Here is a 24,099-nt window from a genome sequence, read left to right as displayed (position 1 = left end):
TCACTGGCAAGCGGTGGCCACCAGCAGTCCGCCGCCGACCGGCAACAGGGCCGGAATGAGCCGGTCGTCTTCGCGGACCGCGCGCGCGACCTCGCGCAACGCCATCGTCTCCGGATCCCGCCGGGCCGGGTCGGTGAGCCGTCCGCCCGCCAGGACTTGGTGGAACACGATCACCCCGCCGCGGCGCAGCAGTGCCACGCCCTGCTCGTAGTAGCCGGGGTACTCGATCCGCGCGGCGTCGACGAACACCAGGTCGTAGCCGCCCGGCGTGAGCCGCGGCAGCACATCCAGCGCGCGGCCGACGATCAGCCGCATCCGGCCCGGCGGATAGCCCGCTTCGAGGAAGGTCTTGCGTGCCGCGCGCTGGTACTCCGGCTCGACGTCGATCGAGGTGAGCACGCCGTCGGGAGCCATCCCGCGCAGCAGGTACAGCCCGCTCACGCCGGAGCCGGTGCCGACCTCCACGACCGCCCGCGCGGCGACCGTCGCGGCGAGAAAACGCAGCGTCGTGCCTGCTCCGGGGGCCAGCGGGGCGCAACCGAGGTCGACCGCGCGCAGCCGTGCCGCGGCCAGCACGTCGTCGTCGGGCAGGTACCCGTCGACCTGCTCGGCTCCGACCGCCCCGGTCTCGGCCGCCGCCTCTGTCCCCGAACTCACGCGCGAAGGTTAGCGCTGGTTGTCGATAAATCAGCGAAGGCTCCCTGGTTAGCGACCCCCGGTCCGGGGAAAGCCCGCGAAAACCCAGGAAAGGACCACGCGGGCCAACTTCTCAGGCTGCTCTCAGATCGGTCTCATGAGTTCCATAAGGAAGGCCGACAGACTGAGTCTCAACCACACGGGAACACCGTGTGCCCGGCCCGCGTTGGCAGAGGTGAAGAGGAGTTGACCCAGATGGAGGTGCCTGCTCCCCTGATGCAGAACGCCGAACTGCCGGAAGCCGCTCCGGTGACCGTGGACGCAGCCGAGGCGGCTTGGACGCCGCCCTCGTGGGACGAGGTCGTGCGCGAACACGCCGACCGCGTGTACCGGCTCGCCTACCGCCTCACCGGCAACACGCACGACGCCGAGGACCTGACCCAGGAGACGTTCATCCGCGTCTTCCGGTCGCTCGCGTCGTACAAGCCCGGCACCTTCGAGGGCTGGCTGCACCGGATCACCACGAACCTGTTCCTCGACATGGCGCGCCGCCGCTCGCGCGTGCGCATGGAGGGGCTGCCCGAGGACACCGACCGGATCGTCGGCGACGACCCGAGCCCAGAGCAGCACTACAGCGACACTCACCTCGACCCCGACCTGCAGGAGGCGCTCGACGAGCTGCCCCCGGAGTTCCGGGCCGCGGTCGTGCTGTGCGATGTGGAAGGACTGTCGTACGAGGAGATCGGCGCGACGCTGGGCGTCAAGCTCGGCACCGTGCGCAGCCGCATCCACCGCGGCCGCTCGGCGCTGCGCGCGTCGCTCGAGCGCCGTCGCGCGACCCGGGAGGAATCTGTGAAGGTGCCCGTATGACCGGCTGGCGTTTCGCCGAATCCCACCTCATGCCCGACGCGGTAGTCGCACTGGTCGACGGCGAGTTGACGCCCGCCGCCCACGACCGGGCCCTCGCGCACGTCGCGCGCTGCCCGGACTGCGCGGCCGAGGTCACCTCGCAGCGGCAAGCGGTCGCGGCGGTGAAGGACGCTGGCGCGCCGTCGATGTCGGCGGGGTTCCTGGCCAGTCTTCGGTCCATTCCGGAGCACACTGAGTTGCCGGGTACGCCGGATAATCTCGCGGTCACCGCGGACGGGCAGCTGGTGGCGATCCAGCGGCCGGAGCGGGTGGCTGGACTGCGGGACGCGGGAGTGCTCGGGGGTGCCGCACCGTTGGGAACAACCGCGCCGCTCGGGCAGTCGGCGACCGTGCTCGGCGGCGGAAGGTTCGCGTTCAGCCGGAAGCGGGCGGCGCAAGGGGCCGGGGTCGTGGTGTCCGGGCTCGTGCTGAGCGCGCTCGCGCTCGTCGGGACGGCGGCGGACAGCGGGGAGGGGACCGGCGGGGGTGAGCGGACGCCCAATGCGAATCTGCTGCCTGCTCGGATGAATGTGCCTACGACGGGTCCCTCGTGGGAGCCGGAGGCTCCCGGGCTGGGGGATGAGCCTGGGGTGGTTCGGGCTGGGGCTGCTTTCGCGGCTCGGTGATTTTGGGCGGCTCGTCGCCTGGCGGCGACATTGCGCGTGGTCCTCGGTGGGGGCACCCCGAAGTTGATTGTGACGACGGACGGCGGGTGCTTGTCAAGGCGGGAAAGATGCCTTGACAAGCACCCGCCGTCCGCATTTGTGGCTTCGTATCGGGGTGCGGGGGTGGTGTGGGTGCCTCGCTCGTTGGGTGTGCTGGTGCGGTTGGGCTGGGCATACCGGCAGCGTGTGGCAGCGGTTGTTGCGGGTGGGCTCGCGCTCGCGGGATCTGGGCTGGTTGTGAGGGGAACCCTGAGGGAGTTTGGGGCTGTGAGGGTTCCCCTCGCGCACGGCCTGGCTAGCCGCGGCGGGTGCGGACGGCGGAGGCCAGGGTCTCCAGCAGGTCTTCTGTCGTGTCCCAGTCCATGCAGGCGTCGGTGATCGACTGGCCGTAGGTCAGCTCTGCCGCGTGGCCTAGCACCAGGTCTTGGCGGCCGCCGATGAGGTTGCTTTCCAGCATCAGGCCGGTGATTCCGCGTTCGCCTGCGGAGATCCGGGTTGCCAGGTCGCGGACTACTTCGGCTTGGCGGACGTGGTCCTTGTTGCTGTTGCCGTGGCTCGCGTCGATGACCAGGCGTTCCGGGAGACCGGATTTCGCCAGGCGGGCCAGGGTTTCCTCGACGGTGGCCGGGTCGTAGTTCGGGCCTGCGGAGCTGCCTCGCAGGATGACGTGGCAGTCCGGGTTTCCGGAGGTTGTCACCAGGGCGGCCAGGCCGTCCACGTTGATGCCGGGGAAGACGTGCGACGCGGCGGCGGCGCGGGTGGCGTCCACGGCTACCTGGATGTCGCCTTCGGTCGAGTTTTTGATGCCGACCGGCATGGACAGGGCGCTGCACAGCTGGCGGTGGACCTGGCTGGCCGCCGTGCGGGCGCCGATCGAGCCCCAGGTGACGATGTCGGAGATGAACTGCGGGGTGATCGGGTCCAGGAATTCGCAGCCGACCGGCAGGCCCAGCGCGGAGACGTCCAGCAGCAGTTTTCGCGCCAGGCGCAGGCCTTTGTTGACCGCGAAGGTGCCGTCCAGGTCCGGGTCGTTGATCAGGCCCTTCCAGCCCAGCGTGGTGCGCGGTTTTTCGAAGTACACCCGCATCACGATGTGCAGGTCCTCGCGCAGCGATTCGGCTTTGGCGGCCAGGCGGCGGGCATAGTCGAGGGCGGCTTCCGGGTCGTGGACCGAGCAGGGGCCGACGATCACGGCCAGGCGGTCGTCGCGGCCGTCGAGGATGTCGACCGTTTCCGCGCGGCCGGTTTGCACGACTTTCGCCACGGCGGCGTCCACGGGATGGTCTTCGCGCAGCAGGGCGGGCGAGATGAGGGGACTGACCGACGTGGTGCGGCGGTTGTCCAGCGTGCTCGCGTCGGCGGGGGCAGCGACGAGGCGGGTGCTCATGAGCGGGTGGTTCCTTCCTGGTGGACACCGACCCGCGGGGGACTCGCCGAGCCGGTTCGAGATCCGGCTCGGGTGGAGGTCAGCGCAGGTTCACGCCGCCGTGCCCACCCGGGGCCGGCTTCGTAAACCAGAAATAGCGCTGCACGCCGCCACGGTAACACACCTCCGGACCAGCCCGAGCCGGACCGGATTCGGCAGGTGGTCCGCCCTGCACCGATCCAGATTCGAGCCGCTACGCTGTCCGCGGACTGTGACTGCACTCTCCCTGCGAGGAAGACGGAGGCAACAGATGCGTGTCGGTGTGCTGACGGGGGGCGGCGACTGCCCCGGCCTGAACGCGGTCATCCGCGCGGTGGTCCGCAAGGGCGTCGAAGTGCACGGCTGGGAGTTCGTCGGCTTCCGCAACGGCTGGCAGGGCCCGCTGACCGGCGACAGCCGGCCGCTCGGCCTCGCCGACGTCGAGGACATTCTCACCCGCGGGGGCACCATCCTGCGGTCGTCGCGGACGAACCCGTACAAGGTCGACGGCGGCGTCGACAAGATCCGCCAGGTGCTCGCCGACCAGGGGGTCGACGCGCTGATCGCGATCGGCGGCGAGGACACCCTCGGCGTCGCCAAGCGGCTGACCGACGACGGCATCGGCGTGGTCGGCGTGCCCAAGACGATCGACAACGACCTCGGGGCCACCGACTACACGTTCGGCTTCGACACCGCGGTCTCCATCGCCACCGAGGCGATCGACCGGCTGCACACCACGGCCGAATCGCACCACCGCGCCCTGGTCATCGAGGTCATGGGGCGGCACGCGGGCTGGATCGCGCTGCACTCCGGCCTCGCCGGCGGCGCGAGCGTCATCCTGGTGCCGGAGCGGCAGTTCTCCGTGGACCAGGTCGTGCAGTGGGTCGAGCGGCGCTTCGAGAAGGAGTACGCGCCGATCATCGTCGTGGCCGAGGGCGCGCTGCCCGAGGGCGGCGAGGAGAAGCTGCTGACCGGCGAGAAGGACGCCTTCGGGCACGTCCGGCTCGGCGGCATCGGCAACTGGCTGGCCGACGAGATCTCCGAGCGCACCGGCAAGGAATCGCGCGCGGTCGTGCTCGGCCACGTCCAGCGCGGCGGCACCCCGACCGCGTACGACCGGGTCCTCGCGACCCGCTTCGGCCTGCACGCGGTGGACGCGGTCGCCGACGGCGACTTCGGCGTGATGGTGGCGCTCAAGGGCACCGACATCGTCCGCGTGAAGCTGTCCGAGGCGACGGCCGAGCTGAAGACCGTTCCGCTGGAGCGGTACCAGGAAGCCGAGGTCTTCTTCGGCTGAGCCCGGGTAGGGGCAACCCCACCACGGTGCCGGGGGCGTGCGGTATTCCGCGCGCCCCCGGCGTTTTCCTACCCTCGGCTCGTGCGAATCTTCCTGGCGGGATTGACGATGCTCTCGGTGACCGCGGCTCCTCCATCCACTGTGGACGGCGTCTGGCGGACCGACGGCTACGGGCAACTGGTCCAAGTGTCCGGCGGCAAGCTGACGACCTACGACGAGACCGAGGTCAGCTGTCTGCCCGGCTCGCTTTCCGGAACCGGCGACGGGACCCGGTTCACGACGAACGAAGGCTCGGTCGTCACCATCCGCGCGGGCAGGATGAGTTTCGACAACAACCTGGGCGTGCGGTCGTTGCGTCGCGTTCCCGGCGGGTTGCCGCCCGCGTGTCAGGCTTCGGCCGCAGACTTGTTCGACGTCTTTTGGCACACTTTTGCCGAGAACTACCCGTTTTTTCAAGCTAAAGGCGTCGACTGGAAGTCCGAAGGGGACGCTGCCCGCCGCGAGGCGGCCGCGCATCCCGAACGGCTCTTCGACATCCTTTGTGGACTGATCCGTCCGCTGCACGACGCTCATGTCGGCCTGCTCGCCGCGAACCAGCACTGCTCTTCGCCGCGGCCGGGCACCCCGGACATGAAAACGACCGTGCCGCGCATGATCGCCGTAGCCGACGAGAACCTCGGCGTGCCGATCGAGCGGATCCAGCGCTGGGCCGGCGGGGCCATCGCGTACGCGGATCTGCCGGAAGGACGCGGATACCTGCGCATCAGCGGATTTCACGATTACGCCGACACTTTCGCCGCCAGCAGCAAGGTCCTGGAGAAAGCGCTGGACGAAATCTTCACCGCCGACCGGGTGCGCACGTTGCGCGGCCTGATCCTCGATCTGCGCGTCAACGGAGGCGGGGACGATCCGCTCGGACTGCAGGTCGCCGCCCGGCTGACCGACGTCCCGCATTTCGCCTACGCCAAGCGCGCGCGCAACGATCCGGACGACCCGGCGAAGTTCACTGTGCCGCAACCGTTTTTCGTCCACCCCGCCGCGGCGCCGCACTACACCGGCCCGCTGACGGTGCTGACCGGCAGCCTGGACGTCTCCGCGGGAGAGGCGTTCCTGCAGGCGCTCCTGAACCGGCACCCGCGGCCAGTCCTGATCGGACAGTCCACTCAGGGCGCTTTCTCCGACATGCTGGAACGGACGCTGCCGAAACCAGGCTGGAAGGTGGCGCTGCCGAACGAGGAATACCTCGACCCGCACGGCCGCACCTACGACGGCACCGGCATCGGCCCCGACCTTCTCGTCCCGGTCTACGACCCGGACGACCTCGCCGCCGGACGAGATCCGGCGCTGGCCGCCGCCCGCCGGTAAGGTGAGCGCATGGGGTCGGTCAAACAGTTCCAGGTCACTTTCGACTGCGCGGAGCCCGCGCGCGTCGCCCGCTTCTGGTGCGAAGCGCTGGGGTACGTCGAACCGCCGCCGCCGGAAGGATTCGCCGACTGGGCCGAGTTCGACCGGACCCAGCCGCCCGAGGAACAGGGTTCGTGGGCGGCCTGCGTCGATCCCACGGGGGTAGGACCGCGGCTGTACTTCCAGCGCGTGCCCGAGGGCCGGGTGGTGAAAAACCGCGTGCACCTCGACATCCGGGTCGGCAGCGGGCTGGTCGGCGAGGAACGGCTGGCGGTGCTGAAGGCCGAGGCCGAACGGCTGACGGCGCTGGGCGCGTCGGTAGTGCAGGTGCTGGAGTCGGACGGCGTGAACGAGTCCTGCATCCCGATGCAGGACGTCGAGGGCAACGAGTTCTGCCTGGACTGACCCGAAGCCGCCGTGCCGCGGATCGGTCGCGGCACGGCGGCTCTCAGTGCGTCAGGAAACGGAAACGTTGGCCGGAGCGGTGAACGAGCCGCTCGACACCTGGTAGATCTGGGACACGGTGAGGCTGCCGCCCGCCGGGATGGTGTCGTGGCCGGTAACCACGACGTGCCCGGTGGATCCGGACGCGGTGCCCGGGTTCGTCGTCGACAGCGATTCGTTCGAGGGCAGGTCGAACGACAGCGTCCAGCCGTTCGCCGCCGACGAACCGCCGTTGGCGATGGTGAAGTGCGCGAAGGCACCGAATCCGTAGTCGTAGTCGGTGGTGAACTTCGCGGTCAGCTTGCCCACCGGGGCCGTCGTGACGGTCCAGGTGAACGGAGCCTGCGCGGTCGCCCCGGCGGAATCGGTGGCCGTCACGGTGACGTTGCTGGTGCCCGCGGTGGTCGGCGTGCCGGTGATCGAGCCGGTCTTGCCGTCGATGGCCAGCCCGGCCGGGAGGCCATCCGCCTTGTAAGTGTAGGGCGAAGTGCCGCCGGAGGCGGTGACCTTCAGCGAAACCGCCTTGCCCACCACGCTGTTCTGGTTGCCCGGGTTGCTGACGCTCAGCTTGCCGTTGGTGCCGCCGCCGGGGGTCAGGCCGGTGACGCCGTGCGGGGTGCCGAGGCCGGTCGGGCCGTCCCAGCCGGTGCCGGCGTTGCAGATCACCGTGCCGCAGCTGCCGTTGCTGCCCGAGGTGACGTCGTTGAAGTCGCCGGGGTGCGCGTACGGGTAGGTCGCGGCGTTGTCGCCGTCCTTCGGCGTGCCCGCGAGCGCCCAGATGCCGGCGACGATCGGGGTGGCGAGGCTGGTGCCGCCGTACTGCGACTGCTGGCCGTTGACGTAGATCGTGATGCCGCTGTTGGGATCCGCGTCGGCCGAAATGTCCGAAGTGGCCCGATTGTCGCAGGCGGTGCTGATTCCGTTCTGGTAGGCGGGCTTGCTGAACTTGCTCGAACAGCCGCTGCCCGTTTTGTTCCACGCGGTTTCGGAGTAGCCGCTGCCGGACGCGCTCAGCGTGGTGCCGCCGACCGCGACCACCTCGGGCGAGGTGGCCGGGTATTCGGCCTGCGAACCGCTTTCGCTGCCCCAGTCGCCGGTGGCGCCGAGGATGGCGACGCCCGGGTGGTTGTAGTGCTGCTCGGCGTCGGACGGGATCGCGCTTTCGTGGTCGGCGTAGCTGTTGGACACGATCTTCGCGCCGAGCCGGACCGCGCTGTCGACGGCCGCCGCGAGGTCGCTGTCCTCGTTGCTGTTGCCCTCCACCAGCAGGATCTTGCAGTCCGGGCAGAGCGCGCTGACCGCGTCCACGTCGATGGCCATCTCGGTCGCCCAGCCCGAGTCGGTCTTGGACGGGAGCGTGCTCGTGCCGTCCTGGCCGACCACGGTCAGGCAGCCGTTCGCCTTGGTGCAGGAGCCCAGGTTCCAGTGCGACCGGTAGTCGTTGAGGTCCTTCTCGATGCCGGGGTCGTCGAAGGCGTCGACGATGGCGACGGTGGTCCCGCCGCTCTTCATCCCGGCGACGCCGTAGGCCTTCTGGAGGTCGGCCGGGCTCATCGCGCTGGCCGGGCGGGCTCCCGCCGAAACCAGTTGCACCGCCTGGCATTTCGCGTATCCGGCGGGCGCGCTGGCACACGACGCCGGGCTCAGCTGCGGCCCGGCGGCGGCCTCGGCGACCGGGGTGAAGGCCGCCGACACCCCCGCTCCGAGAGCGAGCGCCGCACCGGCGGCGGCCAGCCGTCTCAAGGTCATTCCTGCACGCATCATCGCGTCCTTCCTCGTACGCCGCTGCCCGGAGAGGGGCGAAAAGCGGTGCCGCCATTGGATTTCACCGAGGCGGTGAGGTACCAGGAACAACCGGCACAACCGGCTGTTGTGCCGGAGCGAGGAACCCGACCTTCGGAGGATGTTCCCCGCCCCGGGGCGAGCGACGATGGACCGGCGGGAGGTGCGGGACATGCCGGACGGCGCGACGGAGACGTTCGACCGGACGCTGGTCCGGCTGCGCCGGGCGGCCGGGCTGACGCAGGAACAACTGGCGCAGCGCTGCGGGCTCAGCACCCGCGGCGTCGGGAATCTCGAACGCGGGCAGCGGCATCCGCGGCGGGTCACCGTGCAGCTGCTCGCCGACGGCCTCGCGCTGCCCGAGGACGGCCGGGCCGAACTGCTCGCCGCCGCCCGGCGCGGCAGGCAGCGGCCGCCGGACGACCCGGTCCCGCCGCCGCGTCCGGCACCGGATCTCATCGGCCGCACCGAGGAACACGCCCTGCTGGACAAGCACATTTCCGGCACGGGCAGGCCGTTTCTGGTCTTCGCCGGACAGACCGGCATCGGCAAGACCCGGCTGCTGGCCGAAGCCGCGTCCCTGGCCGAGGTCCGGGGCACGACGGTGCTCTCCGCGGCGTGTTCACGGCACGGCGGAGAGCCGTACGCGCCGCTTTCGGAAGCGTTCGCCCAGCACGCGTCCGAGCATCCTGCCGGACCAGGCCTGGCGTTCCTGCTGCCGGAACAACGCACCGCCGAACCAGCTCCGCCACGCTGGCTGATGTTCGCCGAAGCCGCGAAATTCCTGGACACGCTCGCGCGGCGCCGCGGCGTGCTCGTGATCCTGGACGACCTGCAATGGGCCGGTCCGGACGGACTCGCCTTGCTGGCTTCGCTGGTGCAGGACGTCCGGCCGGACCGCGTCCGCTTCCTCGCCGCCTATCGCGACACCGAACTCGCCGCGGCTGAAACACTGGCCGACACCCTGCTCGATTTGTACCGAAAAGGCTTGCTTGTCCAGCATTCCCTGGCCCCGCTCGCGGACGAAGACGCGACGACGCTGTTGCACCACAGCGCCGGGACCGAGGTCGGGCAGTCCGCCCGCGAACGGGTGCTTCGGCTGGCGGGCGGGCTTCCGTTGTTCCTGGTCCAGTTGGGACACGTGCTGGGCCAGTCCGGCAAAGCGCCCGCGGAACTGCCGTGGGGGCTCGCGCACGCGGTGCGGCGGCAGGTCGGATCGCTGCCCGAACGCACCGTCGAGGTGCTGACGCTGCTCGCGGTGGGACAGCAGCGGATGGATCCGGACGTCCTGGCCGCGGCCGCCGGGCTGGATCCGGCCGAATTGCCCGAAGTGCTGGCTCCCGCGCACACCGCGCGGCTGCTGGACGAGAACGCCGAGGGCGTCCGGCTCACCCACGAACTGGTTGCCGAGGTGGTGAACGGCGACCTGCCCCCGAGCCACCGGCACGTGCTTCACCGCAGACTCGCCGAAGCCTTGGGCGGCGCGGCGGCGGCATATCACTACACCCACGCACAGGACACCGAGCGCGCCGCGCAGACTTTGCGGCACGCCGCGGAAAAAGCCAGCAGGCAAGCCGCGCACGACACCGCCGCCCAACACTGGGGCGCGCTCGTCGACCTCTTGGACCGCGCCGGTTCCCAGCTAGCCGTCGCCGAAGCCGCCGAATCCTGGGCAGACGCCCTCGCCGCGGCTGGTCGGTACGACGCCGCGCTCGCCGCCGCCGAACGCGCGCTTTTGGTGTACCGCAAGGAAGGCGACGAGGAACGGCAACGCCTGGTGATCGCCAGGATCGGCTACCTGCACTACCAACGCGGCACACCGCGCGAGGGCCTGGCCCGGATCGCGCCGACCCTGACCGAGGACCGGCCCGGCGAATCGGCCGTACAGCTGCGCTTGGCCCGTGCCGCCAACCTCTACCAGAGCACGCGCTATCGAGAATCCGTCGAGGTCTCCACCGCCGCGATCGTCGCTGCCGAGGCGGTAGGGGACGAGCACGGCCTCGCGGGCGGACACCTGCGCCGCGGACTCGCGTTACGGCTGCTCGGCCGCAACGAGGAAGCACTGGCCGACCTGCACACCGCTGCGGCGACCGCGGAACTGTGCGGCGACCGGGAGATCGTCGTCCGTGCCCTGACCGGCGTCGCCGTGCTGCACCACTACCGCGGCGAACTGGCCCGGGCCGACCGCCAGTTCGCACGAATCCTCCGGCTGGCAGAGGAACTCGGCGACCGGGAACTGCTCAGCCGAGCCGTGTGCAACGTCGGCGCGAGCGCGGTCTATGTCGGCCGGTGGGGAGACGCACTGCGGCGATTCAGCCAGGCATTGGAGCTGGCGGGACATGGAAGGTCGCCGATGTGCGGCGCGATGGCTCTGATCGGCCGGGGCGCGTTGTGGTCGGCCTGTGGTCGTTATGAGGTGGCGGCCGATGATTTGACCAAGGTCATCCGGCTGGGTCGGGAAAGCGACAATGCCGACATCGTCTGCAACGCTTCGGCGCAACTGGCGGAGAACGACGTGCGCGCGGGCCGTCCTGAGCGGGGCGTGAGCCGGTTGCTGCCATTGCTTGCGCTGCAAGGGGAACGCAGCTGGCAGATGACCGACGCGCTGCCGTTTCTCGCCGAGGCACAACTGGCCTCCGGGGATCCGATGGCGGCCGGGGAGACCGCTGCGGAAGCTGTTGCCTGCACTGAGCATATCGAGCATATTCTCGCCCGCACGGACGCGTTTCGGGTGCAGGGGTTGGCTTTTCTTCGACGGGGAGTCCTGGCGTCGGCGGAGGAGAGCATGGAGGAAGCGCACTCGCTGGCGGAACGGGTGGGGTCGCCGTATCTGCTGGCCCGGGTGAGTGCGGCGCGTGCTCGTTTGGCGGAGGGGCGCGGTGATTCTGGGGCTGCGGCTCGGGATCGGGAGAGGGCGGGGGAGTTGTTCGCGGCTTTGCGGAGGGATGCTTTGGCGGAGGGTTGAGCAGACTGTCCACATAGGGCGGTGCGGAAACTCAGGTGCCTCGGCTGACTTCGGTTTCTACACTCGCTGTCATGGACAGCTTCCTCCTGAACGTGGTCGATGTCGAAGCGACCTGCTGGGAGAAGCAGCCGCCGCCTGGCCAGGTCAGCGAGATCGTCGAAATCGGACTCACGGTCGTCGATCTGCGGGCTCGCGAGCGGCTGGCCAAGCACCGGATACTGGTCCGCCCGGCCCGGTCCGCGGTCAGCCCGTTCTGCACGGAGCTGACGGGGCTGACCCAGGCCGAGGTGGATGGCGGCCTGTCGTTTCGGGACGCCTGCCGGACTTTGGCGGTTCAGCACCGCACCGCGGAGATGCCGTGGGCGAGCTGGGGCGACTACGACCGCAATCAGTTTGCCCGGCAATGCCTGCGCACCGGCACCGAGTATCCGTTCACCACCATGCACACCAACGCGAAGGTCTCGTTCACCGCGGCCTACGGCCTGCGTCGCCGCCCCGGCATGGCGCAGGCGCTCGCCGTCGCGGGCCTCCCATTGGAAGGCCGCCACCATCGCGGCGACGACGACGCGTGGAACATCGCCGCGTTGGTACTCGCGGTCAACGATCGCGGAGCGTGGCCGGGCGGATAGAGCCGCGCCAGTGCGGTGACAATCCGGGCGGTGTCGCCCGGCCGGACCTGCCGCAGCGGAGCCCTGCGGCGCGGCTCGGCCGCGAGTGTCCACTGTGGCCAGTCAGATCCGCGCCAGCTCGTCCAGCACCCCAGCCGCCTCCGCGATGTCCTCGGTCAGCGGGCGATCCTCCAGCCGCTCGTCCAGCACCTCCACCGCGGCCTCGAACGCCGCCCGTACCGGCAGGTCCACCAGTTCCGCCTTCCGGATCCGCAACGCCCGCACCGCCGCCACCAGTTCGCACGCCAGCACTTGCCGGTAAGCGGCCGCGGCCGCCGTAGCCGCTCGTGCGGCTTGGGTCGAGAAGCTCGCGTGGTCCTCGATCCCGCGCGACACCACCGCTGTCCCGAGCGTCGCGGGCAACGCCGCTTGCCGCAGTTCGGTGAGCGCGTCGTGCGCGACGTACTCCAGGATCATCACTCCGGAACTTCCCGGCGGGCCGACCGCGAGAAACGGTCGCAGCCCGGTGAATTCCGGTTCCACCAAGTCTCCAAGCCGAGCCACGGACAGCTCCGCGACCTGATGCACCGTCGCGCGGGCCTGATCGAGCGCGGTCGAAACGTACGCGGTGTGGAAGTGCGCGTGATGGTACGCGTCGCCGTGCACTGTGGAGATCATCGGGTTTTCCGTGCTGGCATTGATTTCCACGGCGAGCACGTCGCGCAGATAGTGGATCGCGTCGAGCGCGGGGCCTTGCACCTGAGGAAAAGCGCGCAGTCCAAAAGGATCCTGAAGCCGACGCCCCGGCTTAGGCGTGCCGTGCATGCCCAACAGTCGACGCATCTCGGCCGCGCACGCCACCTGTCCGGCGTGCGGACGCGCTTCGTGCACAGGCGTCGCGTACGCCTCGGGGTTGCCGTCGAGAGCCACGTACGTGAGTGCGGCGACGGCGTGGCTTGCGCGTGTGAGAGTGTCCAGGCTCATCGCGGCGAGAGTCGCTTCGGCGAGCGTCGCGGCGTTGCTGCTCATGAACGCCAGCGCGTCGCCCGCGCGCACCGGAACCGGCGGCACCGCACCGATCTTCCACTCGCGTTCTCCGGCCAAGGCGAGCGCGGCTTCCGCGAGGGGAGCGAGGTCGCCGGTTCCGATCGCGCCCAGCCGGTGCACCACCGGCAACGCCCCGCTGCGGACGGCTTCGGCGAGCGCGCCGATCAGTTCCGGGCTGATTCCGGAGCGTCCGGCCAGCAGCTGGTTGAGCCGGATCAGCAGCATCGCGCGGATCTGCCCGGCCGGCAGCAGTTCGCCGCTGCCGCCGGCGTGGCTGCGCAGCAGGCGAAGGCCGTGCTCGACGGGTTCGTCCACCGCGTCGTCCTTGTTCGCGCCGACGCCGGTGGTGCGGCCGTAGACCACTCGCCGGGTGCTCAGGTCCTCGGCCAGCTTCCACGAGTGCTCGGCGGCGCGCAGCGCGGCGATGGACACGTCGATCGCCAGCGGGCCTTCGGTGCGCGCCGCCGCGACCACGTCGGCGCACCGCAAAGTCCGGCCGTCCACTCGGATCATGGCGTGCTCCTCACTCGGTTTCGTCGAGCCGCTGTTCGAGCGCGTCGAGCCGGTTCGCCCAGAACTGCCGATAGGGCGCGAGCCACGCGTCCACTTCGGCCAGCGGTTCGGCACGCAGCCGGTAGCAGCGGCGCTGCGCGGAAACCCGCACGGTCACCAGTCCCGCCTCGCGCAGCACCCGCAGGTGCTTGGACACCGCGGGCTGGCTGAGCCGCAGTTCGGCCACCAGCTCGCCGACCGACCGCTCGCCCTCGAGCAGCAGGTCCAGCAGCGCGCGGCGGCGGGGTTCGGCGAGCACGTCGAAGGTCTGCATCACCCCGGAAATTTGCCTCGCCGGGCATATGCCTGTCAAGGAATGCGACTACCGCCGAATGTCCGGTTTGTGGTCTAAACCATTGACCTGGTGGTCTAGTCCACTTACGGTGCATTCGTCCCCACCGTTACGGCTTCGTCACCGACGGTGACTCCTGAAGGGAGCAACGATGCTTCGCTTGCGCAGAAAACGCTTGCTGGCCCTAGCCGGCTTGGCAACCGCGGCGTTCGCCGCCGCGGCCGCGCTCGTCCCGGCCGCCTCGACGGCCGCGCCCGCGAGAACGGAGGCCGCGGCCGGGAAGGTGGTCGGCTACTTCACCGACTGGGGCATCTACGACCGCAACTACCACGTGAAGAACATCGAGACGTCCGGATCGGCGAACAAGCTCACGCACATCAACTTCGCCTTCGGCAACGTCACCGGCGGAGGCTGCGCGATCGGCGACGCGTGGGCCGACTACCAGAAAACCTACGACGCGGCGGGCAGCGTCGACGGCGTCGCCGACACCTGGGACCAGCCGCTCGCGGGCAGTTTCAACCAGCTCAAGAAGCTCAAAGCCAAGCATCCCGGGCTGAAAATCCTCTGGTCGTTCGGCGGCTGGACCTGGTCCGGCGGCTTCGGGCAGGCCGCGAAGAACCCGGAAGCCTTCGCGAACTCCTGCTACAACCTGGTCAACGACAAGCGCTGGGCCGGGCTGTTCGACGGCATCGACCTCGACTGGGAATACCCGAACGCCTGCGGTCTCACCTGCGACACCAGCGGTCCCGACGCGTTGAAGAAGCTGCTCGCGGCAGTGCGGGCGAAGTTCGGCTCGTCGAAGCTCGTCACCGCCGCGATCTCCGCGGACGGCAGCAACGGCGGCAAGCTCGACGCCACCGATTACGCGGGCGCCGCGCAGTATGTCGACTGGTACAACGTGATGACGTACGACTTCTTCGGTGCCTGGGCGGCCCAAGGACCTACCGCGCCGCACTCGCCGCTCACGTCGTACAACGGCCTGCCGACGCAAGGGTTCTACTCCGACGCGGCCATCCAGAAGTTGAAGTCCAAGGGCGTTTCGGCCTCGAAGCTGTTGCTGGGCATCGGTTTCTACGGCCGAGGCTGGACCGGCGTCACGCAGAGCGCGCCGGGCGGCACCGCGACCGGACCGGCTCCGGGCAAGTACGAGCAGGGCATCGAGGACTACAAGATCCTCAAGACGAGCTGCCCGGCGACCGGAACCGTCGCGGGCACCGCGTACGCGAAATGCGGTTCGAACTGGTGGAGCTACGACACCCCGTCGACCATCGCGGGCAAGACCGCGTACGCGAGGTCGCAGGGGCTCGGCGGCACCTTCTTCTGGGAGCTGTCCGGCGACACCTCGAACGGCGAACTGATCACGGCACTCGCGAAGTGACCACGGCCGGGGCGCCGATTCTGTCGGTGCCCCGGTTTATCGTGCTGCGGGTGAAGTTCAGCGGATTCGGGGAGCACGCCGTCGAGTTCTACGACGGGCTGCTCGCGGACAACACCAAGGCCTACTGGGACGACCACGTCGCGATCTACAAGGAGCACGTCCGGGCTCCGATGGAGGCGCTGCTGGCCGAACTGGAGCCGGAGTTCGGCGCGGGCTTCGGCGAGGCGAAGGTGTTCCGGCCGTATCGCGACGTCCGGTTCGCCAAGGACAAGACGCCGTACAAGACGCATTGCGGCGGCGTGATCGAGGCTGGCCGCGGCGGGGGAGCGTATTACGTCGAGGTCGGCCCGGCCGGGCTGCGCGTCGGCGGCGGCTGCTTCCACCTGGCCTCGGACCAGCTGGCCCGCTACCGCACTGCGGTCGACACCGAACTGCACGGCCCCGCGCTGGAGAAGATCCTGGCGAGCCTGCGCCGGGCGGGCTGGGAGATCCTCGGCGACCGGCTGAAATCGAAGCCGCGCGGGTTCGCCGAGGACCATCCGCGCCTCGACCTGCTGCGGCACCGTTCGGTGTACGCCGCGCGCACTTGGGAGCCGGACGATTTCCTGCACGAGCGCGAGGCGCTGGAAAGGGTCCGGAAATCGTGGCGCCAGCTGCGGAAGTTCAACGAATGGGCGCGCGACCACGTCGGCCCGAGCGAGCAGCCGCGGCGCTGATCCGGGCATCCCCCGCACGGGTGGTTTCAGGCCGCTCCGCCCGGCCTCGCCGCGCAGCGCACGCCGGTGACCGGAACTGAATCCTTCCCGTGTTCTTCCCCCGGAGTTTCGGGATCGGTACAGACGCGAGCGGCTCAAGCGACTAGGCTCTCCGGACGTGAGCCGACGCGCGAAGATCGTTTGTACATTGGGTCCCGCGACCTCCACGCCGGAGAAGATGCGGGCACTCGTCGACGCCGGGATGGACGTCGCGAGGATGAACTTCAGCCACGGCAGCCACAGCGACCACAAGCAGGTCTACGACCTGGTCCGGTCCGCGGTCGCCGAAAGTGGCCGGGCGGTGGGGATCCTCGCCGACCTGCAAGGACCGAAGATCCGGCTGGGCACGTTCGCCAGCGGATCGGCGGAGTGGCACACCGGGGACGTCGTCCGGATCACCGTCGAGGACGTCGCCGGCACCCACGACCGGGTTTCGACCACCTACAAGGGACTCGCCAAGGACGCCAAGCCGGGCGACCGGCTGCTGGTCGACGACGGCAAGGTCGGCCTGGTGGTCAAAGAGGTCGAGGGCCAGGACGTCGTGTGCGAGGTGACCGAGGGCGGCCCGGTCAGCAACAACAAGGGCGTGTCGCTGCCCGGGATGGACGTCTCGGTGCCCGCGCTGTCCGAGAAGGACATCGAGGACCTGGAGTTCGCGCTGCAGCTGGGCGTCGACTTCATCGCGCTGTCCTTCGTGCGCTCGCCCGCCGACATCGACCTCGTGCACCAGGTGATGGACCGCGTCGGCAAGGGGCGGCTCCCGGTCGTCGCGAAGATCGAGAAGCCCGAGGCGGTCTACAACCTCGAGGCCATCGTGCTGGCCTTCGACGCGGTGATGGTCGCTCGCGGCGACCTCGGCGTCGAGCTGCCGCTGGAGCAGGTCCCGCTGGTGCAGAAGCGCGCCATCCAGATCTGCCGCGAGAACGCGAAGCCGGTCATCGTCGCCACGCAGATGCTGGAGTCGATGATCAACAACTCCCGCCCGACCCGCGCCGAGGCCTCTGACGTCGCGAACGCGGTCCTCGACGGCGCGGACGCGGTGATGCTGTCCGGCGAGACGAGCGTCGGCCGGTACCCGATCGAAACGGTCCAGACCATGGGCCGGATCGTCGAGGCCGTCGAGACGGATTCGCCGGTCGTGCCGCCGCTGTCGCACGTGCCGCGCACCAAGCGGGGCGTGATCTCCTACGCCGCCCGCGACATCGGCGAGCGGCTCAACGCCAAGGCCCTGGTCGCGTTCACCCAGTCCGGAGACACCGTGCGCCGCCTCGCCCGGCTGCACACCCGGCTGCCGCTGCTGGCGTTCACGCCGGAGCAGAGCGTCCGCAGCCAGCTGGCGCTGACCTGGGGCACCACGACGCAGATCGTGCCGAGGGTGGACTCCACCGACCAGATGATCCAGCAGGTCGACCACGCGATGCTCGAAATGGGCAAGTACCAGCGCGGCGACCTCGTGGTGATCGTCGCGGGCTCCCCGCCGGGGACCGTCGGGTCGACCAACCTGATCCACGTCCACCGGCTCGGTGAAGACGACCACGCATAAGGGACACGCCGGAACCTTCCCGCATAGTGTTCCGGCATGACTGAGATGGCCAGGGAAGCCGCCACCGAACTCGACACGAGCCCCGGTGGCGGCGGGCAGCCGGTGCTGGACAAGCTCGTCGCGCTGCTGGACCTGGAGAAGATCGAAGAGAACATCTACCGCGGCGTCTCGCCCGCGCACTCGTCGGTGCGGGTGTTCGGCGGGCAGGTCGCCGGGCAGGCGCTCGTCGCCGCGGGCCGGACCGTCCCGGAGGAGCGGCGGGTCCATTCGCTGCACGCGTACTTCATCCGCGGCGGCGACCCGAGCGTCCCGATCGTGTACGGAGTGGACCGCATCCGCGACGGCCGCTCGTTCACCACCCGGCGCGTGGTCGCGGTCCAGCACGGCAAGGCGATTTTCTCGCTGTCCGCGTCGTTCCAGAAGGACGAGCCGGGCATCGATCACGCCGAGACCATGCCGGCGGACGTGCCCGATCCCGAGTCGCTGCCGACGTTTCCCGAGCTGACCGCGGGCTACGGCCTGCGGTTCAGCGAGGTCCCGCGGCCGATCGACATCCGCTACATCGGCGAGCCGCCCTGGGTCACCCGCACCACCGGCGAACGCCCGACGCACCACCGCGTCTGGATGCGGGCCGACGGAACCCTGGCCGACAACCAGCTGCTGCACGTCTGCGTGCTCACCTACGCCTCGGACATGACGCTGCTCGACTCGGTGCTCGCGCGGCACGGCGTGTACTGGGACGTCGACAAGGTGCTCGGCGCGAGCCTCGACCACGCACTGTGGTTCCACCGTCCATTCCGGGCGGACGAGTGGTTCCTCTACGACAGCACCTCGCCGAGCGCCTCGGGCGCCCGGGGACTGGCCACCGGGCGGTTCTTCACCCGCGACGGCCTGCACGTCGCCACCGTGGTCCAAGAAGGACTGCTGCGAGTCCGGTGAGGACACCCCGGTCCGGCCGATGACCACTCAGAGTGGCTGTCTGCAGAAGAAATCACCGGAAACCGTCACACCGCCGTGGCGAAATTGCGCGGGAAAACCCGTCTGAGTAATACCGGGAAGCAAAGGAAGGTGCCCGGGACCGGTCGGGGGACGGTCCCGGACACCGTGGTCGTCCGTTTTCCCGCGGTGTCCGCGAATAGCCGGGGACAGTCGTCGTCTACGCTGCTCAGGGCCCGTCGGCGCGGCTGGATTCGCGTCTTGGCCCGCAGGATGCCAGAGTACAAGCGCAGTCTGCACAATGCAGGTCGGAGCACGGCGGAACCAGCGATCGGCGGCCCCCGGCGAGCCGCCGGGAATTCGCCGGTGTTATTACTCCACTGACAAGTCGATCACCTGGTTAGATATGCAGTGCGGGCAACAATACGGACCGGAGGTGCTGCCGTGGCGAGAGGCCAGGGACCGACCGTTCGCCGCCGGCGCCTCGCGAGCGAGCTGCGAAGGCTGCGCGAAGCCGCCGATCTCACCATCGACGAGGTCGGCGAGAAGCTGGAGTGCTCGGCGTCCAAAGTGAGCCGCATCGAGACCGGTCACGTCGGCGTCACCCCGCGCGACGCGCGCGACATGCTCGCGCTGTATGGGATCACCGGCGACGAGCAGGAGGCGCTCGTCCAGCTGGCGCGGGAAGCGCGCAAACGCGGCTGGTGGCACGCGTACAACGAAGTCTTCACCGGTACCTTCGTCGGCCTCGAAGCCGACGCGAGCTCGCTGCGCGCTTTTCAGGCGCTGCTGGTCCCGGGCTTGCTGCAGACCGAGCGCTACGCGTTCTCCGTGATCCGCGCGCTGCGCCCGGACGCCGAAGAGGCCGAGACCCGCCGCCGGGTCGCCGCCCGGATGGCGCGCCAGCAGCTGCTGACCGAGAACCCGCCGGTCGAATACTGGGCGGTGATCGACGAGGCGGTGCTGCACCGCGTGGTCGACAGCGCCGAGGTGATGGCCGAACAGCTCTTCCGGATGACCGCGATGGCCGAAAAGCCGAACGTGACCGTCCAGGTGGTGCCGTTCGGAGCCGGGGCGCACCCCGGCATGGAGGGACCGTTCCTCATCATGGGCTTCCCCGAGCAGGCCGATCCCGACGTGGTCTACGTCGACGACAGCACTTCCAGCGGCCTGTACCTCGAACAGCCCGACGACGTCCGGCGCTACGCGCTGATGTTCGACCACCTGCGCGCAGCAGCGCTCAAACCGGACGATTCGGTGGCGCTGATCACCGACGCGGCCGGCCGGTTCGCCGAACAGGCCGCCGCGGTTCAGGAACCGAGGAACACCAACCCGAGACAGTGAGGATGTGGGGACCATGATGGCCGACCTTTCCGGGGCCCAGTGGCGCAAGAGCAGCTACAGCGGCGGCGGCAACGACTGCGTCGAGGTCGCCTTCGTCGCGGGCGGCGCCGCGGTGCGGGACTCGAAAGACCCCGAAGGCGGAGCCTTCCGCCTGCCCGCCGCCGGCTGGCGGGCATTGCTGGACGCGGTGCGTGCCGACGGCCAGGGCCAGGCTTGACCCGTTCGCTCGACTGATCGCTGCACTGAGACCCCTTACCCCGCTCGACCAGGACATCCCTAGTCGAAAGCGCGGGTAAGGGGTCTTTTCGCGCCGGGGTGTAGGCGATCACCTGATGCCCGGGGCGGCCCCTCAGCACGAAAGTGGACGTCATCAAGGAACGACGACCCGCTGGGGAGAACACGATGAGCGACTACAACTGGGACGCGACCCGCGCCGAGGTGGACTACCGGATGGCCGAACTGCGCCGCGCCGCCCGCCAGGCCCGCCTCGCCCGGGGCAACCGCGTGGTCCGCTGGGTGCGGGCGCACCGCATCACGAACGTCGAGGTGCCTCGCCAGGAAAGGCGCACGGCGACAGTACCGGAGGCCCGGGCGCGACATCACGCCTGAGCCTTCCGGGGCCGGGGACGGCAAGGGGGTCGGGCGGGGCGGACGGACCGGAACACGGGGTTCCGGTGCGGCCGCTCCGCCCGCCGGAACCGCGGCGGGCGCCGGACGGATCCGGTGCCCGCCGAACGGCGTTGGAGGCCGTTTCGCTCGCCGGGCGGCCTCTCTCTGCTTCGGCAAGGGGGAGCGGAACCGGCTGACGGGACCGGGATCGGCGCTAATCGGCGTCGTCTCGCCTGCCGGAGTGAAGTCTCCCGTGCTCAGCACGAACGAGACGTCTGTGAGGGGCACCCTCACGGACCTCTGCGGGAAAAGTGAGCCAAGGGCCGCCCAGCCTCGCGAGTTGCCTGGCCCTTCCGTCCAGAAGCCCGCGATCCTCGGCGGTCCCGCCCGTCGATCGGACGGAGATCACTGGCCGAATCGGCCGCCACGAGCAAATCCATGCCGGAACTGTCGGGGGTGTAGGTGAGAATGCATCTCGTGCCTCGTCTCGGTTCCGGTATTCCGCTCGTCGCCCGCACGCAAGAGATGCGTCGGCTGCGCGCGGCCTTCGCGCGCGCTGAACGCGGGGAAGCGGGTGCGGTGCTGATCTCGGGCGACGCCGGGGTCGGCAAGACCCGCCTGCTCACCGCGCTCGGCGAACATGTCGCCGGATGCGGCGGGCTGGTGCTCACCGGCCGGTGCATCGACGTGCGCGACGGCGGTCTGCCCTACCTGCCGTTCGCCGAGGCGCTGGCTCCGCTGGGATCGTCGGCCGATCCCGCGATCGCGGCCGCGGTGCGGGCGCGGTCGGCGCTCGGGATGCTGCTGCCGCAGGGCGGCGATCCGCGGCCGGCGGCCACCGGCGACCACGGGCAGGTTTCGGAAGGGGAGCGCGAGGGCGTCCGGCAGGTGCGGCCTGAGCAGGACCTGGGTCAGCTCCAGTTGTTCGACGCGGTGCTGGGGGTGCTGACCGAGGTCGGCCAGGAGCAGCCGGTGGTCGTGCTGCTCGAAGACCTGCACTGGGCGGATTCCTCCACCCGCAATCTGCTGTCCTTCCTGCTCAGCCGCCTGCGCGCGCAGCGGCTGCTGGTCGTGGGCAGCTATCGCGAGGAGGACGTCCACCGCAGGCATCCGCTGCGCGGCCTGCTGTCCGAACTGGTCCGGCTGAACACGGTGGAGCAGCTCTCGCTGGCCCCGTTCGGCCCGGCCGACGCGCGGGCGTTCGTCGCGGCGCTGGCGGAGGAACCGCTGTCGCCGGACATCATCGCGGACATCGCCGAGCGATCCGAGGGCAATCCGTTCTTCGTGGAAGAGCTGCTCGCCACCGGTGCGGATTGCCGGGATCTTCCCGCCGGGCTCGCCGAAGTCCTGCTCGCCCGGCTCGAACGCTTCCCGGCCGAAACGCGGCGGGTCCTGCGCGTCATCTCGGTGGCCAACGAATCGGTGTCGCACGCCGCCCTCGCGCAAGTGGCGGGCATCGGCGACCTGGAGCTGGACGAGGCGCTGCGCGAAGCCGTGCAGCACCACATCCTGGTCATCGAGCGCGGTTTTTACACCTTCCGCCACGCCCTGCTGCAGGAAGCGGTGTACGGGGACCTGCTTCCCGGCGAGCGCACGCGGATGCACGCCGGATACGCCGCGCGGATCAAGTCGATGCCGCAGGGTCGTGGCCACGACGCGAAGCTCGCCTTCCACAGCCTGGAAAGCCGGGATTTCGACACCGCCCTGTCCGCCTTGCTGCGAGCCGCCGACGAGGCGGAAAAGCTTGGCGCGCCCGGTGCTGCTTTGCGGCACATCGAGCAAGCACAGTCCATTTGGGACGCCGTGGCCCCGGAGAACCGCCCGGAGGGTGTCGACGAACTGAAACTGCTCAGCGAGGCCTCGTACTTCGCGGGCACTTCGGGCGAGCCAGAGCGCGCGGTGGCGTACGCGCGTTCAGCCACCGAAGCCCTCAAACCGGACGCGTCGCCGGAGCACGCGGCGAAAGTCTGGCGTCGGCTGGCTGAAACGCTTCTCACGCTGGAAGGCACGTTCGACGAGGCGGTTCGGGCGATCGAGCGGGCCTGGGAACTGGTCGCTGATCGGAAACCGAGCGGGGCGCGGGCCTGGGTATTGGCTTCCCGGGCTGGGTTTCAGCGGTTGCGCGATCAACCTGCCGAGGCCTTGGCCAGCGCGCATACCGCGGTCGCTGACGCACGGGCGGTCAGCGCGGTGGGGGCCGAGGCGTCGGCGTTGGTCACGCTCGGCACGCTCGCGGACAGTGCGGGGGATGCCGACGAAGCCCGGGAGCGTTTGCGCGAAGCCGAGCGTAAGGCGCACGACGCGGGGGCTTTGAACGTCGAGATCCGGGCGATGTACTTCCTTGCCCTCAGCTACGACGACCAGGCCGAAATGGACCTCGCGCTCGCCCATGCCGCACGCGGGGTCGCGCGGGCGGAGGAAACCGGGCTCACCTGGAGCACGTACGGGCTGGAGTTGCGCGCTCGGCTGCTCTACCTGCGCTACCTGAGTGGAGACTGGCCGAAGGAAGACGCTGCGGGACGCGCGAGACGAGGCGTGTCCAGCGCGGTCGCGGCTCGGATTCTGGCCAACTGGGTGTTGTTCCTGGTCGGTCGTGGGCGGTTCGAGGACGCGGCCAAGGCGATGCCCCGCCTTCGGCAGCAGTGGATGGCGGATCTGCAGATCGCGCTGGCGGCGGGGGACGCCGCGATCGAATTGGCTGCCTGGCGTGGGGAGCATGCGGAGGCGCTGCGGGTCGCCGACGAATTGGTGGCGTGGCTGGAGAAGGTCCAGACCGCTTTGCTGGGCGGCATTCGGATCGTGGCCTTGGCGATTCCGTCGGCGGTCGCGTTGGCCGCGGAGGCCCGGGCCAGGGGCGACCACGCCGCGGCGGAGGGCTTTGTGGCTGCTGGGCGGCGGTTTTTGGAGCATGGCCGTCGTTGTGCCGCAGAGGGGCAGCCTCGTTCCGGGACGATGGGGCCGGAGGGGCGGGCTTGGCTGGCCCGGATGGAGGCTGCCGCGTCCGGGTTGGAGGGGCCCGCGGATCCGGACCTGTGGGCCGAGGCGGCTGAGGCGTATTCCTACGGTGCGATCTATGAGCAGGCGGTGTGCCGGTGGCGGCAGGCGGAGGCGTTGCTGGCCACCGGGCGGCCGGGCGCGGCGGAAGCGTTGGAAGCGGCGCATTCGGTCGCGGTGAAGCTGGATGCGGTGCCGTTGCGGGACGCGGTGCGGGATGTGGCGCATCGGGCCCGGGTCGAGTTGTCTGGAGTGGAGGCGGCGGCACCGGTGCGGCAGCAGGTGAATCCGCTGACTGACCGGGAGCGGGATGTGCTGGAGCGGGTCGCGCTCGGCCGTACGAATCGCCAGGTGGGGGAGGAACTGTACATCAGCGAGAAGACGGTGAGTGTGCATCTTTCGCGGGTGATGGCGAAGCTGGGGGCTAGTCGGAGAGCGGAAGCTGTCGCGATCGCTTACGACCGAGGCTTGCTCACCGCGCCGGAGTAAGGGCGGTGAGGGGAACCCCTGAGGGACTCAGCGTCCGCGCGGACT

At 69.8% G+C, this 24,099-nt stretch carries 20 protein-coding genes; 15 read left to right on the top strand and 5 right to left on the bottom strand.

Annotated features, from left to right (window positions below):
• Positions 1 to 657, bottom strand: a complete 657-nt coding sequence (locus tag ACZ63D_RS07665) for an O-methyltransferase (RefSeq protein ID WP_465353455.1) — start codon at positions 655 to 657, stop codon at positions 1 to 3.
• Between the two features lie 234 nt (positions 658 to 891).
• On the opposite strand from ACZ63D_RS07665, the gene sigE reads away from it, so the two are divergent.
• Together sigE and ACZ63D_RS07655 are read left to right on the top strand one after the other, a co-directional pair.
• Positions 892 to 1,506, top strand: coding sequence for an RNA polymerase sigma factor SigE (gene sigE, locus ACZ63D_RS07660; RefSeq protein WP_465353454.1), 615 nt, complete (start codon positions 892 to 894; stop codon positions 1,504 to 1,506).
• Positions 1,503 to 2,171, top strand: coding sequence for an anti-sigma factor family protein (locus ACZ63D_RS07655; RefSeq protein WP_465353453.1), 669 nt, complete (start codon positions 1,503 to 1,505; stop codon positions 2,169 to 2,171). The genes sigE and ACZ63D_RS07655 overlap by 4 nt, the downstream gene beginning before the upstream one ends.
• Before the next feature lie 334 nt (positions 2,172 to 2,505).
• Here ACZ63D_RS07655 and ACZ63D_RS07650 read toward each other — a convergent pair whose 3' ends face one another.
• Positions 2,506 to 3,597, bottom strand: coding sequence for a 3-deoxy-7-phosphoheptulonate synthase (locus ACZ63D_RS07650; protein WP_465353452.1), 1,092 nt, complete (start codon positions 3,595 to 3,597; stop codon positions 2,506 to 2,508).
• Between the two features lie 289 nt (positions 3,598 to 3,886).
• Here ACZ63D_RS07650 and ACZ63D_RS07645 point away from each other — a divergent pair, with 289 nt between their 5' ends.
• From ACZ63D_RS07645 to ACZ63D_RS07635, 3 genes are all read left to right on the top strand, one after another.
• Positions 3,887 to 4,912 carry a 6-phosphofructokinase gene (locus ACZ63D_RS07645; protein WP_465353451.1) on the top strand — a complete coding sequence of 342 codons (1,026 nt, stop codon included), beginning with the start codon at positions 3,887 to 3,889 and terminating at the stop codon, positions 4,910 to 4,912.
• 81 nt (positions 4,913 to 4,993) lie between these two features.
• A complete protein-coding gene (locus ACZ63D_RS07640) occupies positions 4,994 to 6,277 on the top strand; it encodes a S41 family peptidase (protein ID WP_465353450.1) in 1,284 nt (427 codons plus the stop codon).
• 9 nt (positions 6,278 to 6,286) lie between these two features.
• The gene (locus ACZ63D_RS07635) at positions 6,287 to 6,721 is read left to right on the top strand and encodes a VOC family protein (protein WP_465353449.1); all 435 of its coding nucleotides are present in this window, start codon (positions 6,287 to 6,289) and stop codon (positions 6,719 to 6,721) included.
• A gap of 51 nt (positions 6,722 to 6,772) precedes the next feature.
• Here the strand turns inward: ACZ63D_RS07635 and ACZ63D_RS07630 are convergent, their stop codons facing one another.
• Positions 6,773 to 8,524 (bottom strand): putative Ig domain-containing protein, encoded by a 1,752-nt coding sequence (locus ACZ63D_RS07630; protein ID WP_465353448.1) that lies wholly within the window; start codon positions 8,522 to 8,524, stop codon positions 6,773 to 6,775.
• 166 nt (positions 8,525 to 8,690) lie between these two features.
• Between ACZ63D_RS07630 and ACZ63D_RS07625 the strand changes: the two genes are divergently transcribed.
• Both ACZ63D_RS07625 and ACZ63D_RS07620 read left to right on the top strand, forming a co-directional pair.
• Entirely contained in the window at positions 8,691 to 11,507 is a 2,817-nt protein-coding gene (locus ACZ63D_RS07625; RefSeq protein ID WP_465353447.1) for an ATP-binding protein, read from the top strand.
• Positions 11,508 to 11,578: 71 nt separating this feature from the next.
• On the top strand, positions 11,579 to 12,136 hold the full coding sequence (locus tag ACZ63D_RS07620; protein WP_465353446.1) for a 3'-5' exonuclease: 558 nt from the start codon (positions 11,579 to 11,581) through the stop codon (positions 12,134 to 12,136).
• 102 nt (positions 12,137 to 12,238) lie between these two features.
• Here the strand turns inward: ACZ63D_RS07620 and ACZ63D_RS07615 are convergent, their stop codons facing one another.
• Both ACZ63D_RS07615 and ACZ63D_RS07610 read right to left on the bottom strand, forming a co-directional pair.
• Positions 12,239 to 13,675, bottom strand: a complete 1,437-nt coding sequence (locus ACZ63D_RS07615; protein ID WP_465353445.1) for an aromatic amino acid ammonia-lyase — start codon at positions 13,673 to 13,675, stop codon at positions 12,239 to 12,241.
• 10 nt (positions 13,676 to 13,685) lie between these two features.
• Positions 13,686 to 13,988, bottom strand: coding sequence for an ArsR/SmtB family transcription factor (locus tag ACZ63D_RS07610; protein WP_465353723.1), 303 nt, complete (start codon positions 13,986 to 13,988; stop codon positions 13,686 to 13,688).
• Positions 13,989 to 14,157: 169 nt separating this feature from the next.
• On the opposite strand from ACZ63D_RS07610, the gene ACZ63D_RS07605 reads away from it, so the two are divergent.
• The 8 genes from ACZ63D_RS07605 to ACZ63D_RS07570 all read left to right on the top strand — a co-directional run bounded on the left by ACZ63D_RS07605 (position 14,158) and on the right by ACZ63D_RS07570 (position 24,054).
• Positions 14,158 to 15,384, top strand: coding sequence for a glycoside hydrolase family 18 protein (locus ACZ63D_RS07605; protein ID WP_465353444.1), 1,227 nt, complete (start codon positions 14,158 to 14,160; stop codon positions 15,382 to 15,384).
• 50 nt (positions 15,385 to 15,434) lie between these two features.
• Complete coding sequence (locus ACZ63D_RS07600) at positions 15,435 to 16,100, top strand: DUF2461 domain-containing protein (protein WP_465353722.1); 666 nt, start codon at positions 15,435 to 15,437, stop codon at positions 16,098 to 16,100.
• 157 nt (positions 16,101 to 16,257) lie between these two features.
• The gene (pyk, locus tag ACZ63D_RS07595) at positions 16,258 to 17,682 is read left to right on the top strand and encodes a pyruvate kinase (RefSeq protein ID WP_465353443.1); all 1,425 of its coding nucleotides are present in this window, start codon (positions 16,258 to 16,260) and stop codon (positions 17,680 to 17,682) included.
• Between the two features lie 36 nt (positions 17,683 to 17,718).
• Positions 17,719 to 18,621 (top strand): acyl-CoA thioesterase, encoded by a 903-nt coding sequence (locus tag ACZ63D_RS07590; protein WP_465353442.1) that lies wholly within the window; start codon positions 17,719 to 17,721, stop codon positions 18,619 to 18,621.
• 441 nt (positions 18,622 to 19,062) lie between these two features.
• Positions 19,063 to 19,962 carry a helix-turn-helix domain-containing protein gene (locus ACZ63D_RS07585; protein ID WP_465353441.1) on the top strand — a complete coding sequence of 300 codons (900 nt, stop codon included), beginning with the start codon at positions 19,063 to 19,065 and terminating at the stop codon, positions 19,960 to 19,962.
• Positions 19,963 to 19,975: 13 nt separating this feature from the next.
• On the top strand, positions 19,976 to 20,179 hold the full coding sequence (locus ACZ63D_RS07580; RefSeq protein ID WP_465353721.1) for a DUF397 domain-containing protein: 204 nt from the start codon (positions 19,976 to 19,978) through the stop codon (positions 20,177 to 20,179).
• A gap of 185 nt (positions 20,180 to 20,364) precedes the next feature.
• Entirely contained in the window at positions 20,365 to 20,571 is a 207-nt protein-coding gene (locus ACZ63D_RS07575) for a hypothetical protein (RefSeq protein ID WP_465353440.1), read from the top strand.
• 468 nt (positions 20,572 to 21,039) lie between these two features.
• Entirely contained in the window at positions 21,040 to 24,054 is a 3,015-nt protein-coding gene (locus ACZ63D_RS07570; protein WP_465353439.1) for a helix-turn-helix transcriptional regulator, read from the top strand.
• Positions 24,055 to 24,099 lie beyond the last annotated feature (45 nt).

This window comes from Amycolatopsis sp. NPDC104775, assembly GCF_055583325.1.
The sequence above is the reverse complement of the archived record's forward strand: the minus strand, read 5'-3'. Positions and strand labels throughout refer to the sequence as shown.